We start from the raw sequence: 14,888 nt of genomic DNA, 5'->3' as shown, positions 1-14,888 counted from the left end.
AGCTCAACCTGCCGACGCTGGCGTGAGATGCCTTGTCAGAGCCCAAAAGACGAAGGCGGCCGCGCTGATCGCACCCCCTACGACGCACACACCAGTCCAGGCGGCTTGGGCGTAGACGAGAGTCGACACAATTGACCCCGTGGCACAGCCGGCCGAATAAAAGATCATGTAACCGGCGGTCAGCCTGCTGCGCGCTTCGGGCCGTACGCGGTAGATTAGGCTCTGATTGGAGACATGCACCGCCTGAAGTCCGTAGTCGATGGTGACGACGCCGATGATGAGCCCCCACAGGGAGTGGGACAGCAGCGCGATCGGCAGCCAGGAGACGAGCATGATCGCGAGCGCGATGCCAGTGATGCGTTGCGCGTGCCCACGATCGGCAAGACGGCCTGCGCTAGCCGCACCAACAGCGCCCATTGCGCCAGCGAGACCGAACAGGCCTATTTCAGTGTGTGACAAAGAGAACGGTGGCGCGCTGAGTGGTAGCACCATGGGCGTCCATAGGATCGTGATGGCCGTGAAGATCAGGAGCGCGAGAACTGCGCGGGTAATCAGCACAGGCTCTTCGATGAACAGTGTGAACACCGACCCGATGAGCCGCGTATAGGGCATGGACGTTCTGCGCTCCTCTTGCCGCGGCAGCACTTTGGCCAGCGCGACGACCACGACGAGCGTCGCTGCGGCCGAGACAATGTAGACCGATCGCCAACCGAAGAGATCCGATAACGTGCCGGAGATGGTACGGGCGAGCAGAATGCCGATGATAATGCCGCTGGTAACAGTGCCGACGACGCTGCCGCGCTCGCATGGATGCGCAAGAGCGGCCGCGTAGGCCACGAGCACCTGAGTGACGACGGCGAGCAGGCCCACGGCACCCATGCTGGCGAGCAGAATCGTGCCGTTCGGCGCCAGGGCGACTGAAAGAAGCGCCAAGACGGAGAGCAGCGACTGGCCAACGATCAGGCCCCGCCTGTTCAGAAAATCGCCCAGCGGCACCAGCAGGAGAAGCCCGAGCCCGTAGCCGATCTGGGTGATGGTGATGACGAGCCCGACCGTCGCATGGCTGATTCCGAACTCGTCAGCGATAGTGTCGAGCAGGGGCTGGGCATAATAGACGTTGGCGACGGCAAGACCACAGGCGACCGCGAACAGCAGGGCCACGCCGCGAGATAACCTCGCAGTTGCAGGCGAGGCGTCGGCCTCTGCAGCCTCAAATGTAAAGTTTGCTGTTTTGCCACCGTCCGCGACTGCCCTACCTTCTAGAGACATGAATCTCGCCTTACAGGTTTTAAATTGCAACCATGCGTCGGACAATTAGTCGTCCGCGCGGCATCTTTTCAGCGCTTTTCGAGTTCGACAGCCGAACCCTCGGCTCGAACGAGATGGAGAGCGCTGTGACTGGGGCTACCGGATAAAGTCCCAGATCAGGACAACGATCGCCTCCGGGGCGTCCTCAAGGGAGTAATGGCCTGCGGCAACGACACGCTTGACGGCCCCGGTGGGAAAAATGGTGCTGAAGAGCGGTAGAAAGTGCTCTGCCTGGAGCGTGCGATCTGCCTCGCCCCAGATGGCCAGTGCAGGCTTCGCCCGAATGGCGCGGTCAGCCGCAGGATCGGGGATCTCGAACCTGTGCGCGCCGGTTGCGAACCCTTTCGCCCAGCCGATTGCGCCGAGGCAATCAGCCGGAGTCGCGAAGGGCGCGCCATAGGCGGCGAGCCAGGTATCAGTGACGATCGTGTTGTTCTCGAAGCCGTTGAGCTTCAACGTACTCAGAATGTTGTAGCCGAGCTGCCCAAGCACTGGTTCGAGGCTGCCGTCGGCAGAGGCTTTCATGATCCATTGGAACCAGGGCGAGTGTGCGGCATTCGCCGTCACGCGTTCGAGGAGGTCGGACTGTCCGAACGGCGTAGGTGCGTTGACCGAGATGATCCGACGAATGCGATCCGGATGCCGGGCGGCAAACCCCATGCCGACGGGGCCGCCGAAATCGTGCATCACGAGGGTGATCCCGCTGAGCTCAAGCGCGAGAACGAACCGCTCCAAATTGTCGATATGGTCCTGCAGCCAATAGCTGCGATCGGGCGGCGTCTCGCTCTTTCCGAACCCCATGTGATCTGGAGCCACCACACGATGCGTTTGACTCAACGTGGCAATGAGGTGTCGGAACAGATAGCCCCAGGTGGGCTCGCCGTGCAGGCACAGCACGACCTCACCGTCCCTAGGCCCTTCGTCGACATAGTGCATCTGGAAGCCGGGGGCGGCGGTGAAATGCGGTGCAAACGGAAAGGTGTCACCGAACGTGGCGTCGGATCGAATCATAGGAGCGCTCGCTTTGAATGAGCGGGTCGCATGCGCCATGCGCTTGGCAGGCGATCGGCTCGCTACCCGCGGTTTTGGCGCCAAGCGGCGGTTGCCGCCTGGCGATTTCTCTAGAGGGAAGAGAGGGAAGCCGCAAATCGGCGGATGTGCGCGGCGATGACATCGCCTTGTTCTTCAAGCGCGAAGTGTCCTGTATCCAGCAGTTTGAGGTCTGCTTTAGGCAGGTCCCGCCGATACGGCTCGCGATAGAAGATCTTGAGCCCATCAATGTCGACAGTGCGGTAGTGCGTCATACATATCTCCTTGTCCGCGCGCTGCAGGATATGTGGTTTTAATTAGCAACCAGGACTGCTGTAGCGCTTGAGGTTTTTAATTGCAACCACTATGTTTCGGTAGAAGGCGAAGCTGCGGCCCGGCCGGGTAGCGTGGCCGAAGGCTGAACTGACGGAGTAGGGGCGGGGCGAGGGAGACCGTATCGAGATGGCCAAAAGAATAAGCCACATGCACTCGATGTGTGGCGTGGCCAGGCCGCTGGACGCCATCGGAGACTGGTGGTCGCTGCTGATTATTCGCGACGCCTTCGATGGCCTGCGCCGATTTGGAGAATTTCAGAGGAATCTCGGACTGGCGAAGAACATTCTGGCAGCCCGCCTGCGCAATCTCGTGGCGCACGGCATCATAGATTCGGTCCCTGCTTCTGATGGCACTCCCTACCAGGAGTACGTCCTGACAGAGAAGGGGCGGGGCCTGTTTCCGCTTCTTGTCGCGCTCAGGCAGTGGGGCGAGGATTTCTTCTTCGAGCCCGACGAGGCGCATGTGCTTCTGGTCGACAGGAAGGCCGGCCTGCCGGTTCGCAGACTGGAGCTCCGATCACAGGACGGGCGTGTCCTGGGTCCAGAAGATACGGTCGTACGTTCGCCCCCTGTTTCTCCGGCAAAAGCGCGGAGCAAACCTGGGCGAAGCGGAGGCGCTCGAAATAGCGGGCGGGGCCCCGAAAGCGGATAATCTGTCGGCGTGGACCTCACGGCAAAAGCCACAGGTGCTATGCGAGCGCAACCTAGGCTTCCAGAGTGGGTCGCGTATTGATCTCCTTCGACAATATGAGTGCGTAGCGGATGTTCGAGAGGCAGCGCCGAACCTCTCCGCGAGATGAAATTGGTCGGTAAGACATGCAACTCGGCACTTTGTCCCAGTTCCTGGAAATCGTGCGAACGGGGTCTGTTCGGCAGGCCTCGGAACACCTCAATATCGCTCCCTCCGCCATCAGCCGGCAGATCGCGAACCTCGAGCACCGTCTCGGGGTCAAGTTGTTCGAGCGCAAGAATGATGGAATGAGCTTGACGGCCGAGGGTGCCGTGTTCCTCAAATATGCCCAGCGGACGATGCGGGACATCGATCTTGCGCGAGCGGAGATCGACGAGATCCGTGGACTGCGGCGGGGGCACGTACGTTTGTACTCGGTCGAAGGGGCGGTCGCCAGCTATCTGTTTCCGGCGATCGCGGAGTTCAGGGGACAGTATCCCGCCGTCACGTTCGATGTCGTGGCCGCGGGCAACGCCCGCGTCATCGAAGCCCTTGTTCGGGACGATGCGGACATCGGGGTCGGATTCAATCTGTCTGCGAATATCGACGTGCGGGTAGTCGCGAAGTTGCGCAAGGAGATTGTCGCCGTGACGTCGCCTCGGCATCCATTGGCGGACAGGCGCGAGCTCTCGCTGGAAGATCTCCAGGGCTTCGAAATCGCGATGCTCGATCCGTCGTTCGGAACGCGCCGACTGCTCGAAAAGGCGTTTCACAATGCGCAGCTGGTCGTTCCCTCCGCCGTCACAGTCAATGCCATCGAGATGGCGAAGATGTTCGCAAAGCGCGGCTATGGTGTCGCGATCGTTCCTGGGTTCGCGGCCCGCCAGGAATGTGAACTCGGTGAGCTCGTCGCCATTCCGTTCTCGGACGTCAGTCTGAAGCGGGCCACTGTCGCGCTCTGCGTGCGTCGCGGTCGAGAGCTGCCTCGCGCCGCGATCGCTTTCCTCAAGCTCCTTCAGCAACGAATCGCCGATCTCTAGCCTTCTCGCGTTCCCGTGTTCGCACCTTGCGAACGGGGCGTAGACATCTCGGCAATGGACCGCCATTCGCTGCGCTCCTTAGATGCCTGCCCAACGAGCTCCGACGACATTCGAATGATCGGTGCGAGGGGCCGGCGAGGAGCGACAATGGGCAGCGATGCAAATACGACCGCCATTCAGGGGACCGACGATACGTTGGATGACGTCCTGGGGAGCGAGTATGAGCACGTGCCCGTTCCGCTGAGTGCCAGGCGGAATGCATTCTCGATCACCATGATCTGGCTCGGCTTTCCCATGGTCATCACCGCGGCGATGACGGGATCGCTGTTGGTGCTGGGGATGGGATTCAGGAATGCGCTGATGGCCATGGTTCTCGGCAACGTCATGATGTTCGCGTATGTCGCGGCGCTGGGGATGATCGGGACGAGACGTGGCACGAACTTCGCGCTGATCGCGAGCGTCGTGTTCGGCAGACGCGGCTACGTGCTGGCGTCGGGGTTGCTGTCAACCCTGCTGCTCGGCTGGTATGCGGTGCAGGTTGGAATTACCGCGGCGCTGGTGAGCTCGACCTACGGCCTGAACTATGTCGCGATGTCGATCATCGCAGGCATTCTTTACATCGGGATCACGTTTGTTGGCGTCAAGGGCCTGCATTGGATCGGTATCGCATCCGTGCCGCTGTTTGTGGGTCTTGGCCTCTGGGTTGCGGTCGACGCGGCGTCGACGACGACCGTATCCGCGATCTTCGATTATGCGGGCCGAAATGGGGCTGCCAGCATGTCGATCGGCGTCGGGCTGACTGTCGTCCTCGCCCTGTTTGCCGATGCCGGGACCGTGGCGGCCGATTTCAACCGGTGGGCGCCCAATCCTCGCGCCTCGCTGATCTCCACGCTCGGCGCATTCCCGTTCGGCATTCTCTTTGCGATGCTCGTGGGCGGCGTCATGACGGCGGCGCTGGCGGTGCCCGATGCCAATCCGTTCGGCGCCGACAACATGTTCGGCTATCTCAGCAGCAAGCAGCTGTTCTGGCTCAACGTGCTCGCCTGCATCTTTCTCTACGCCAACCTGGGGTCGGTCTGTTCGCACTGCCTTTACAACGCAGGGACGGGTTGGTCGCGCATCCTCGGCTCGAACATGCGCGTGATGACGATCGTTCTCGGAGCCATCGGCATTGTCGTCGCGGCAGGAAACGTCTGGGGCTTCTTCATTCAGTGGCTGTCGCTTCTCGGCATTGTCGTCCCGCCGATCGGGGCGGTGATCCTGGTCGATCAGTATGTGCTGCGGCCGGATGCCCGCGCGGACGCGGAGTGGCGTCTGCCGGCGTTCATCGCTTGGGCCGCCGGATCCGCGTGTGCCTTTGCCGTCGAATATCTGATGCCGGGGCTGTCGACTGCGATATCGGCTGCTGTCGTGGCCGCCGTTGTCTATTTTGCAATCGCACGAGCATAACGGGGTCTCGCTGTCGCCGGCGATGACGATTTCGCCGTCGATTGATCCCCAAGCACTCTGTTCGAGGTTGGCCCAGGCGTGTTCGCATTCTGCGAACGGGTCGTAGCCACTTCAGCAGTTCTATGCCGTCTCCTGCCCATCTAGGTTCGTGGCTCGGGGGCCTCCCGCACTTTGCGGGCGGTCGGACATGACAGAGCGGAGACCGGGGCGGTGGGCCGGGCGGGCGTGCGGCGGGATGTCCGTTTCCAACAATGAGGAGAGAGCTATGACCGTGAGGGTACCGACGCCGGCTGCATTGCGGGATACTGCCGCGGACCTCGGCCTCTCGCTCTCCGAGTCCGACGTCCAATCGTTTATCGGACTGATGAAGGGGCACATCGACGCCTATAACGTGGTCGACGCCCTGCCTGATTACCTTCCGGAGATCAAATATCCGCGCACGCCGGGCCGGCTCCCGTCGACGGAGGAGAACCGGCACAATGCGTGGTACGTCAAGACGGACATTCACGGTGCCCCGCGGGGCTTGCTGAGTGGAAAGTCGGTCGCCATCAAGGACAACGTGATGGTCGCCGGCGTCCCCATGATGAATGGCGCATCGATCCTCGAAGGGTATGTTCCTGATATCGATGCGACCCTCGTGACGCGCCTCCTGGACGCGGGAGCGAGAATCGCCGGCAAGTCGCATTGCGAATACTATTGCCTGACGGGCAACAGCCACACCGGCAGCAAGGGGCCCGTTCACAATCCCCATCGCATGGGCTACTCCGCGGGCGGATCGTCGTCGGGAAGTGCGGTCGTGGTCGCTCTCGGCGAGGTCGACATGGCCATCGGCGGCGATCAGGGTGGATCCATCCGCATGCCGGCGGCCTATTCAGGCGTGGTCGGTCTTAAGCCAACGTTCGGCCTCGTGCCCTATACCGGGATCATGCCGATCGAGCCGACGGTTGATCACGCCGGCCCCATGACCCGGACCGTCCGCGATGCCGCGCTGATGTTGCAGGTCATCGCCGGTCCTGATGGCTTCGATGCCCGTCAGGATGTGGGGCGGAGCGTGCCCGCGTATTCCGAGCAGCTGGATGGTGGGGTTGAGGGGATGAAGATCGCGGTCGTGACGGAAGGGTTCGGCTGGCCCAACTCCGAACCTGATGTCGATCAGCGTGTGCGGAATGCGGCGGAGCTCTTCCAGTCGCTTGGCGCGACAGTGCGTGAGGTGTCGATCCCGATGCATCGTCTCGGCATTTCGCTGTGGGGGCCGATTGCAATCGACGGGCTGACGCACACGATGATGTGGGGGGACGCGTACGGCGCCAGTCGCAACGATCTCTATGTGACCGGATTGATGGATCATCAACGTCGCTGGCGGGAGCGGGCGGATGAGCTGTCCGAATCGACAAAACTGTTCACGTTGGTTGGAACCTATGTGCGTCGCCGGCATGGGCTGCGCTACTATGGCAAGGCGATGAACCTGATGCGCCAGTTGCGCGCCGCGTATGACGCCGTTCTGGCGAAGTACGATCTCCTCTTGATGCCGACCGTCCCGCTGAAGGCGACGAGGTTGCCGGCGGTGGATGCGAGCCGGGAGGAGTATATGCAGCGGGCGCATGAGATGCTTGGCAACTGCGCGCCGTTTAACAGTACCCATCATCCATCGATCTCGCTTCCCTGTGGCTTCAGCGACGGGTTGCCGGTCGGTCTCATGCTGAGCGGGCGACACTGGGATGAGGCGACGCTCCTGAGGGCCGCGCATAGTTTCGAGCAGGCCGGCGGGTTCGAATTCGGTCAGTCGAGCGGTGGTCGCAAGCGCAAGGAGACTATCTGATGTCGGTGTCACGTGTGGCAGTGGTGCAGGATTGCCCCGTGCTGTTCAATCCGGCCGCGACCATCCGGAAGGTCGGAGATCTGGTTCGCAAGGCTGCGGCAGGCGGGGCAAAGCTGGTCGTCTTTCCGGAAGCCTTCGTCTCGGCCTATCCAAAGGGCCTCGACTTCGGCGCCAGGATTGGCAGCCGAACCCCGGAGGGGCGCCGCGATTTCCAGCGCTACTTCGAGGGTGCGATCGAGGTTCCCAGCAAGGATACCGCGGCCCTCGGGCAGCATGCGAGCGATGCGGGGGTCTATCTTGTTATCGGTGTCGTGGAGCAGGACGGCGGCACGCTCTACTGCACTGTGCTGACGTTTGACCCTCGGGGCACGCTGCTCGGCAAGCATCGCAAGCTGATGCCGACCGCGATGGAACGACTGATCTGGGGTTTTGGCGATGGGTCCACGCTGCCTGTCTTCGATACGCCGATCGGGAAGATCGGGAGCGTCATCTGCTGGGAAAACTATATGCCGCTGCTGCGGATGGCCATGTATGCCAAAGGAATCCAGATCTATTGTGCACCGACGGCCGTCGATCCCGACAGTTGGCAGTCGACGATGCAGCATGTCGCGCTCGAAGGACGCTGCTTCGTTCTTTCCGCCTGTCAGCATCTCACCCGCGGCGACTGCCCGCCGGACTATGCCGCAGTGCAGGGCAATGATCCTTCCACCGTCTTAATGCGTGGCGGGAGCGTGATCTACTCGCCCATGGGAGAGATTCTTGCGGGGCCGAATTTCGACGGGCCGGCAGTTCTCTACGCCGACATCGACCGAGGCGAAATCGCGCGCGCCAAGTTCGATTTCGATGTGGTGGGGCATTATGCGCGGCCGGATGTGTTCCGCTTGCAGGTTGACGAGACGTCCCGTGTTCCGGTTGTTCTCGCGGGAGAGCGGGATGGGCGGGCCGGCCGCACGACCTCTCGCCGCGAGGAGGAAGCCGCGCGACTGGCCGAGACGAACGACGCGATCTGACCCACGTCCTGGATGCCGATGACCGACCGCGGGGCCCTCTATCGGGCCCGGCATCGACCGAGGCGCGGTCGCATATCATGTGAGGAGTTATTCGATGACGAGCACGGACAACGAGATTTGCCGCATGGAGGCGCGCACTATTGCGGCAAAGGTCAAATCCAGGGAATTGTCCGCGGGCGAGGTGACGGAGGCCGTCCTCCGGCGCATGGACATCGTCGAGCCGCATCTGCATGCATTCTGCACGCCGACGCCCGACGTGGCGCGGGCCGCGGCGCGCGCGGTCGATGTCAAGATCGCGGCGGGCGAAGATGCGGGCGTCCTGGCTGGGGTGCCGATCGGCATCAAGGACCTGATCGCGACTAAGGGGATTCCGACGGCGATGGGCTCCCAACTCTACCGGGACTTCGTCCCCGACGAGGACGATATCGTGGTGGAGCGGTTGAAGGCTGCGGGCGCCGTGATCATCGGCAAGACCAACGTTCCCGAGCTGGGCTATAGCGGTGTCGGCCACAATCCTGTTTTCGAGACCACGCGCAATCCGTGGAATACGGCGCTGACGCCCGGTGGCTCGAGCGCCGGTGCCGGCGCAGCCGTTGCGGCGGGTGTGGGTCCGTTCTCAATCGGCAGCGATGGCGGAGGCTCGGTACGGATTCCGGCGGCGCATTGCGGTTTGTTCGGCATCAAGCCGTCGATGGGGCGTGTGCCGCTCTATCCCGGTTGCCGGGACGAACGCTACCCAGGGCTGTCGAGTTGGGAATCGCTGGAGCATATCGGGCCGCTGAGCCGCACAGTTGCCGACGCCGCGCTGATGCTGAACGTTATTGCAGGTCCAGACCCCCCGCGACCGCCACTCGATCCCGGCCGCCTCGTACGACTATGTCGAGGCGACCAAGGGCGACATCAGCGGGCTGCGCGTCGCCTATAGCGAAGACTGGGGCTATGCCGCGGTCGACCCCGAAGTGCGTCGCGTGGTGGCAGATGCTGTTGCCGCGTTTGAGAGCGATCTCGGCTGCACGGTGGAGCGGGCCAACCCCGGCTGGGACGACCCGCTTCCCGCCTTCTGGGCGCAGATGGCGGCGGATACCGACCTGTCCGGCATGCGGCAGATGATGAAGGGCCGCGAGAAGGAGATGTCCCCTCATCTCGTCGATCTGCTGTCCCATCCGTGGGCGGCGGAAAATTTCACGGATGCCGCCGCCAGCCGAAAGAAGCTCTACAATGTGATGTGGCGGTTCATGGCGAAGTACGATTTGTTGCTGACGCCGACGCTGGCTGTGCCGGCGTTTCCGGTGCACACGCAGGGACCTGAGATCATTGAGGGGCGGATGGTGCGTTCGACCGAGTGGATGTGCTTCACATTCCCGACCAATCTGACCGGCCAGCCCACCGCCACCGTTCCGGCGGGCTTCACGAAGGACGGCCTTCCGGTCGGGCTTCAGATTGTCGGCCGTCATCTCGATGAAGAAACCGTGCTCAAAGCCTCAGGAGCTTTTGAGCGGGCGCGCCCCTGGTCGCACATGTGGCCACCTCTCATCGGTCAGCTGGGGCTCTGACACTTCGGAGGGCTTGGCGCTGCCTGGCTTGCAGCTTCGCGAGCGCGCACTCAAGCAGACGCCGGGCGGCGCCTTCGGCCGCTTGACCATATAGTTGGCGGCGCCGCGGTTTCTGCAATATCTGTCAGGTCAATGATCGCGAGTTCACAGAAGGCTTGATCGGCGATGATCTGCGAAACCATCAGTAATTCGAACTTCGTGGACACAATTTCTGGCGTCCGCCGGCGGCTGAATAGCCCCGCAAGGATCGAATGCGCGTGACAGCAAGTAGTATTGGCCAGACTTGTTCGGAGTCCAATTCAACTCGAAACTTTGCCAGGACCATTCATGCCGTTTACGGCATGGATATTCACGATCATGCGAGTCGCCAGTGTCCCGAGTCACAAGTTCGCATCATTAGATTCGCGTCAGAGTCGCATCGCTGTGCCATGTTTTTTCGTGGTAATAGCGATGGAGCATTCGATGGCGCGGCAACTAGCACCCCTGATCCTGAGCGATGAGGAGCGGGCTGAACTGAAGGCGCTGGCGGGCCGCCGCAAGACGGCCCAAGCCCTGGCGTTGCGGGCCCGGATTGTTCTGACCTGTGCGGAAGGCAGCCAGAACAAGGAGGTGGCGGCGAGGCTCGGTGTAGTCGAGATGACGGTCGGCAAGTGGCGTCGGCGCTTTGTACAGGACCGCCTGGAGGGCCTGCGCGACGAGCCAAGGTCCGGAACCCCTCGGACGATTGATGATGCGCGCATCGAAGCCACCATCGTGAAAACCTTGGAACGCCTTCCAAGGGATGCAATCCACTGGAGCTCGCGCGGTATGGCGAAGGAAAGCGGGCTGTCGGTCTCAAGCGTGCAGCGCATCTGGCGAGCCTTCGGTTTGCAGCCTCATCGAACGGAGACGTTCAAGCTCTCGACCGACCCGGATTTTGTGGCCAAGGTGCGCGATGTGGTTGGTCTCTACGTCTCTCCGCCCCAGCATGCCGTCGTCCCGTGTGTGGACGAGAAGTCCCAAATCCAGGCGCTCGACCGCAGCCAGCCCATGTTGCCCATGCGCCCCGGTCAGCCCGCACGGCGCAGCCACGACTACACGCGCCACGGCACGACCTCGCTCTTCGCGGCGCTCGACATTGCGACAGGCAAGGTCATTGGCAAATGCTATTCCTGCCACCGTGCCGCAGAGTTCCGCAAGTTCCTCGACGAGATCGAGGCCGCCGTCCCGCGCGGTCTCGATGTCCATCTCGTCTTGGGCAACTACGCCACGCACAAGGCTCCACTGATCCGCAACTGGCTCGCCAAACGGCCGCGCTGGCATGTCCATCTCACGCCCACCAGCTCGTCCTGGCTCAATCAGGTCGAGCGCTTCTTCGTGCTCATCACTGACAAAAAGATCCGGCGCGGCATCTATCGCAGCGCTCAAGCTCTGCGCGCAGACATTATGGACTTCATCAGTGATCACAATGCCGACACCAAGCCATTCAAATGGACCAAGTCCGCCGACGACATCCTCGCCTCCATCGAACGCTTCTGCCGATACCAATACTCAAGACGAGGCATCGTAATGTCGCGAATTTCTGGTTCAGGACACTAGCTGCCTCTTCAGTAAGCGGCATGAGCTTCCACGTCGGCAGCGATCAACGAGCGCGTTTGTAGCGGATCGGCATCCAGTACTGGCGCAGCGCCTCGACAGCCGCTGGGATCCCCATCGCGACCGGGTCGGTTGACATGCCCGACGATCTACGCAATTGGCTGTTGTTCATGGAACCCGCTTGCGGCCTGAGCGCGCCGCGCCGGCAGCGCGAGTTTGCTAAACTTTTTCGCTCACTCCAGAGTAGGACACCACCATGAGCATTCGCGTCGGCATTGTCGGGATCAGCGGTTTTGGCGGCGGCGAGGCGATGCGCCTGGTCGCGAGCCACCCGTCTTTCGAGCTAGTCTACGCCGCAGGCGAGGGCAGCGCCGGCAGCCGGCTGGTGGACCGCTTCCCTGGCGTGCCGGCCAAGCTGGCAGAGCTGGTGATCGAGAAGTGGGACCCTGTGACCCTGCCGAAGCTCGACGTGCTGTTCGCAACGCTGCCCACGGGCGCCTCGGCCGAGGCGCTGGCGCGCGTCCCCAAGGACGTGAAGATCGTCGACATCGGCGGCGACCACCGCTACGTCGAGGGTTGGGCGTACGGCCTGGCCGACGTCTGGCCAGCCCAGATCGAGGGTCAGACCCGCGTCGCCAACCCCGGCTGCTTCCCGGCGGCGACGCTGAACGCGCTGGCGCCGTTGCTGGTCAACAAGCTGATCGAGCCTGGCAACATCGTGATCGACGCCAAGACTGGCATCTCCGGTGCCGGTCGGGGCGGCGCCGACAGCAAGTTCGGCTACGCCGAGAGCAACGAGAACTTGGTGCCCTACGGTCTGCTCAAGCACGTCCACATGCCCGAGATCGCCAAGACGATCGAGCGGCTGAGTGGCGGCAGCGCGGCCGGGTTGGTGTTCACGCCACACTTGGTGCCGATGACCCGCGGCGTTCTCGTCACCATGTACTGCCGCGGCCGTGCCACCACGAGCCAGTGCTTGGACGCGGCCCGTCGCTTCTACGCCGGGCGGGCGTTCATCCGCGTGACCGACAAGCCGCCGCAGACCAAATGGGCTACCGGCTCGAACATCGCGTTCGTCAGTTATGCGGCCGATCCAGAGCGCAGCTTGGTGATCGCGATGGGCGTGGTCGACAATCTCGGCAAGGGAGCGGCCGGTCAGGCGGTGCAGAATGCGAACCTGATCTGCGGCCTGCCAGAAACCGCAGGGCTGGACGGCGTACCTGTTTGGCCGTGAGATCTTTTGCGAGTCCGTGTTGTCCGTCGTTTGCCTGTCCGAAGTTGATGTTGACCCCAGTTCACGGACTGAACCGCCCCGGGTTTCGAGGAGGCTGGTTGGCTTGAGTCAGGCCGGCATGGCCTGCTGCTCAAGATTGCGAGAGTGATAGTCGGGTAACCTGAAGATATGTGTAAAAACCGGTCACAAGAGTGAGGAGGCCGGCGAGCTGCGCTACATCTCCGATTCGCAGATCCGTCGGACCATCCGTTCCGAGACAACCAAGATCTAGTCCTTCAACGATTTCCTCGATTGGATCACCTTCGGCGGCCCGGTCATCAAGAGCGGCGACCCTGTTGAGCAGGAGAAGCAGCTCGAATACGCCACCCTCGTTGCCAACACGATCGTGCTCTCCAATGTCGCCGATCTGACCGAGGTGCTCTCAGCCATGTCACCGACGGTCACCCCGTCACGGCCGAACTCGTCGCCTCGACCAGCCCCTATATGCGCAAAAATACTCGACGCTTCGGAAAATAGGGCCTCGAAATGGAGGATTTGCCGGACCCGCTCGTTCCGAAGCCCCTGCCGTTCGAACTGCCCTTGTCCGGTTTTTACACGTATCTTCAGGTTACCCGTACTCGGTCGGATCCTCTACATGGTTGGGCCTGCAGCAGGGCTGCGGATAAATAACCAGCCTCCTAATTCGTCGGTCCCGCCAATGTCGAGATCCTCAATCCATCCCGCACGGCGATAGAACGCTCTGGCTGATGTGTTGCGCGCTTGGCATTTCAATTTCAGATAGCCTCCATGCCGGTGTAGAGCTAAATTCAGTAGTGCAGTTCCGATGCCCCGGCGGGAAGCAGTTGGGTGGATATACAGGTGGTGTAAAAAGTCATCTGGCTCATAGACAGTAACGAAGCCAACTACAATGCCTGCCTCTTCAGCGACGTAAATAGTCTCTTCGGCGGTAACCTGATTAAACTTGTCGTCGTCGAAGGACGGCCACTCTGCCCAGAAGAATACCTGCTGGCCCGCCTCGGCGAGGATTAGAGCGCATCGACGCCGATCATTCGGGCCGAAGTCTCGTAAGGTGAGTTCGGACGACATCAATGGTCTCGCATCAGAGGCTGTGGGATGCTTGGTTTAAGATTGCGCCCGCTCCCGGCATCAATCCCTGTCAAAAATTCCCTTAGTATCCCCTCGAACCAGACCGGATCCTCGATTTCCGGGAAATGTCCGATGCCCTCACGTTCGATCAGGCGTGCGTGGGGGGCAATAGCAAGCAGCGAGCGTTTGTCGCTCCTACGATGGGAGCGGTCGTTCATGCCCCAGATCGTGAGTGTCGGTTGGTGAAATGGCGGGAATACGGGTGTAGCAGCCTCTGGCCCGAACCAGGCTTGAATCAACGATGCGAGACAGAAGTTGCCGCCGTGGTCGAAGCATGTGCAGGCCTGGCGAAGGAATGATTCGTGGTGCCTCGAATCACCGACTGCGTTCGGATACCAGTTCGCGGCGGCACTCCCGCGGGTACGATAGATCAGCTCCTGACCGGTGTAGGGCCTCGCAAGATCGCCATTGGGGTCGACGATCTTGCTTGTCCAGATTCGCTCTTTATCCCAATCGAGTGCCTGCATCAGAATTGCATGGCTGATCAGATCGGGATGTTCGGCCGCGATCAACGCGCATGGGTAGACATTCGTACAGGTGGGGCAGGGCACGTAAGGTCCGGCGCCAAGCTCCCGCATCAACCGGGTATAGGCGTCGGTGAATGCGCGAAGCGAAAAATCAAAGCCGGGCTTAGGTGTCGAAAAGCCGAAGCCGGGCGGATCGACCAATATCACTCGTGTCCAGCGGGTGAGCCGCTCGAAGATCGGGTCGTGATGTTCG

14 protein-coding genes and 2 pseudogenes are annotated in these 14,888 nt (G+C 61.8%); 10 read left to right on the top strand and 6 right to left on the bottom strand.

What is annotated here, in order from left to right:
- Window positions 1-3: 3 nt before the first annotated feature.
- The 3 genes and pseudogenes from AC629_RS07080 to AC629_RS07070 all read right to left on the bottom strand — a co-directional run.
- Window positions 4-1,269: an MFS transporter gene (locus AC629_RS07080; RefSeq protein ID WP_084804015.1), complete on the bottom strand. Its 1,266-nt coding sequence runs from the start codon at window positions 1,267-1,269 to the stop codon at window positions 4-6.
- Window positions 1,270-1,404: 135 nt separating this feature from the next.
- A complete protein-coding gene (locus AC629_RS07075) occupies window positions 1,405-2,358 on the bottom strand; it encodes an alpha/beta fold hydrolase (protein WP_245331741.1) in 954 nt (317 codons plus the stop codon).
- Between the two features lie 71 nt (window positions 2,359-2,429).
- Window positions 2,430-2,558: pseudogene (locus tag AC629_RS07070) on the bottom strand (alpha/beta hydrolase); the annotation flags it as partial.
- Between the two features lie 241 nt (window positions 2,559-2,799).
- Here AC629_RS07070 and AC629_RS07065 point away from each other — a divergent pair.
- The 8 genes from AC629_RS07065 (at window position 2,800) to AC629_RS07035 (ending at window position 11,791) form a co-directional block, all read left to right on the top strand.
- Complete coding sequence (locus AC629_RS07065; protein ID WP_084804013.1) at window positions 2,800-3,324, top strand: winged helix-turn-helix transcriptional regulator; 525 nt, start codon at window positions 2,800-2,802, stop codon at window positions 3,322-3,324.
- 164 nt (window positions 3,325-3,488) lie between these two features.
- Window positions 3,489-4,382, top strand: a complete 894-nt coding sequence (locus AC629_RS07060) for a LysR family transcriptional regulator (RefSeq protein ID WP_084804012.1) — start codon at window positions 3,489-3,491, stop codon at window positions 4,380-4,382.
- A 147-nt stretch (window positions 4,383-4,529) separates the two neighbouring features.
- The gene (locus AC629_RS07055; protein ID WP_084804011.1) at window positions 4,530-5,831 is read left to right on the top strand and encodes a purine-cytosine permease family protein; all 1,302 of its coding nucleotides are present in this window, start codon (window positions 4,530-4,532) and stop codon (window positions 5,829-5,831) included.
- A gap of 265 nt (window positions 5,832-6,096) precedes the next feature.
- Window positions 6,097-7,650 carry an amidase gene (locus AC629_RS07050; RefSeq protein WP_084804010.1) on the top strand — a complete coding sequence of 518 codons (1,554 nt, stop codon included), beginning with the start codon at window positions 6,097-6,099 and terminating at the stop codon, window positions 7,648-7,650.
- Complete coding sequence (locus AC629_RS07045) at window positions 7,650-8,660, top strand: carbon-nitrogen hydrolase family protein (RefSeq protein WP_084804009.1); 1,011 nt, start codon at window positions 7,650-7,652, stop codon at window positions 8,658-8,660. The genes AC629_RS07050 and AC629_RS07045 overlap by 1 nt, the downstream gene beginning before the upstream one ends.
- A gap of 94 nt (window positions 8,661-8,754) precedes the next feature.
- Window positions 8,755-9,585 carry an amidase gene (locus AC629_RS48370; protein WP_245331739.1) on the top strand — a complete coding sequence of 277 codons (831 nt, stop codon included), beginning with the start codon at window positions 8,755-8,757 and terminating at the stop codon, window positions 9,583-9,585.
- Entirely contained in the window at window positions 9,482-10,213 is a 732-nt protein-coding gene (locus tag AC629_RS48365; protein WP_245331738.1) for an amidase family protein, read from the top strand. The genes AC629_RS48370 and AC629_RS48365 overlap by 104 nt, the downstream gene beginning before the upstream one ends.
- Window positions 10,214-10,675: 462 nt before the next feature.
- A complete protein-coding gene (locus AC629_RS07035; RefSeq protein WP_084804035.1) occupies window positions 10,676-11,791 on the top strand; it encodes an IS630 family transposase in 1,116 nt (371 codons plus the stop codon).
- 43 nt (window positions 11,792-11,834) lie between these two features.
- On the opposite strand, the gene AC629_RS49760 is transcribed toward AC629_RS07035, so the two are convergent.
- Window positions 11,835-11,960: a hypothetical protein gene (locus tag AC629_RS49760; protein ID WP_283845826.1), complete on the bottom strand. Its 126-nt coding sequence runs from the start codon at window positions 11,958-11,960 to the stop codon at window positions 11,835-11,837.
- A gap of 84 nt (window positions 11,961-12,044) precedes the next feature.
- Here AC629_RS49760 and argC point away from each other — a divergent pair, with 84 nt between their 5' ends.
- On the top strand, window positions 12,045-13,022 hold the full coding sequence (gene argC / locus AC629_RS07030; RefSeq protein ID WP_084804008.1) for an N-acetyl-gamma-glutamyl-phosphate reductase: 978 nt from the start codon (window positions 12,045-12,047) through the stop codon (window positions 13,020-13,022).
- A gap of 208 nt (window positions 13,023-13,230) precedes the next feature.
- Window positions 13,231-13,604: pseudogene (locus AC629_RS48360) on the top strand (Tn3 family transposase); the annotation flags it as partial.
- A gap of 48 nt (window positions 13,605-13,652) precedes the next feature.
- Here the strand turns inward: AC629_RS48360 and AC629_RS07025 are convergent.
- On the bottom strand, window positions 13,653-14,108 hold the full coding sequence (locus tag AC629_RS07025; RefSeq protein WP_084804007.1) for a GNAT family N-acetyltransferase: 456 nt from the start codon (window positions 14,106-14,108) through the stop codon (window positions 13,653-13,655).
- Window positions 14,108-14,888 (bottom strand): alpha/beta fold hydrolase (locus AC629_RS46575; protein ID WP_084804006.1); only part of this gene is annotated, 781 nt, incomplete at its 5' end. The genes AC629_RS07025 and AC629_RS46575, both read right to left, overlap by 1 nt.

Origin of the sequence: Bradyrhizobium sp. NAS80.1, from assembly GCF_001908205.1 — a bacterium.
In the GTDB taxonomy this organism is placed as follows: domain Bacteria; phylum Pseudomonadota; class Alphaproteobacteria; order Rhizobiales; family Xanthobacteraceae; genus Bradyrhizobium.
Note: the sequence above shows the minus strand (reverse complement) of the source record. Positions and strands in the feature narration are given on the sequence as shown.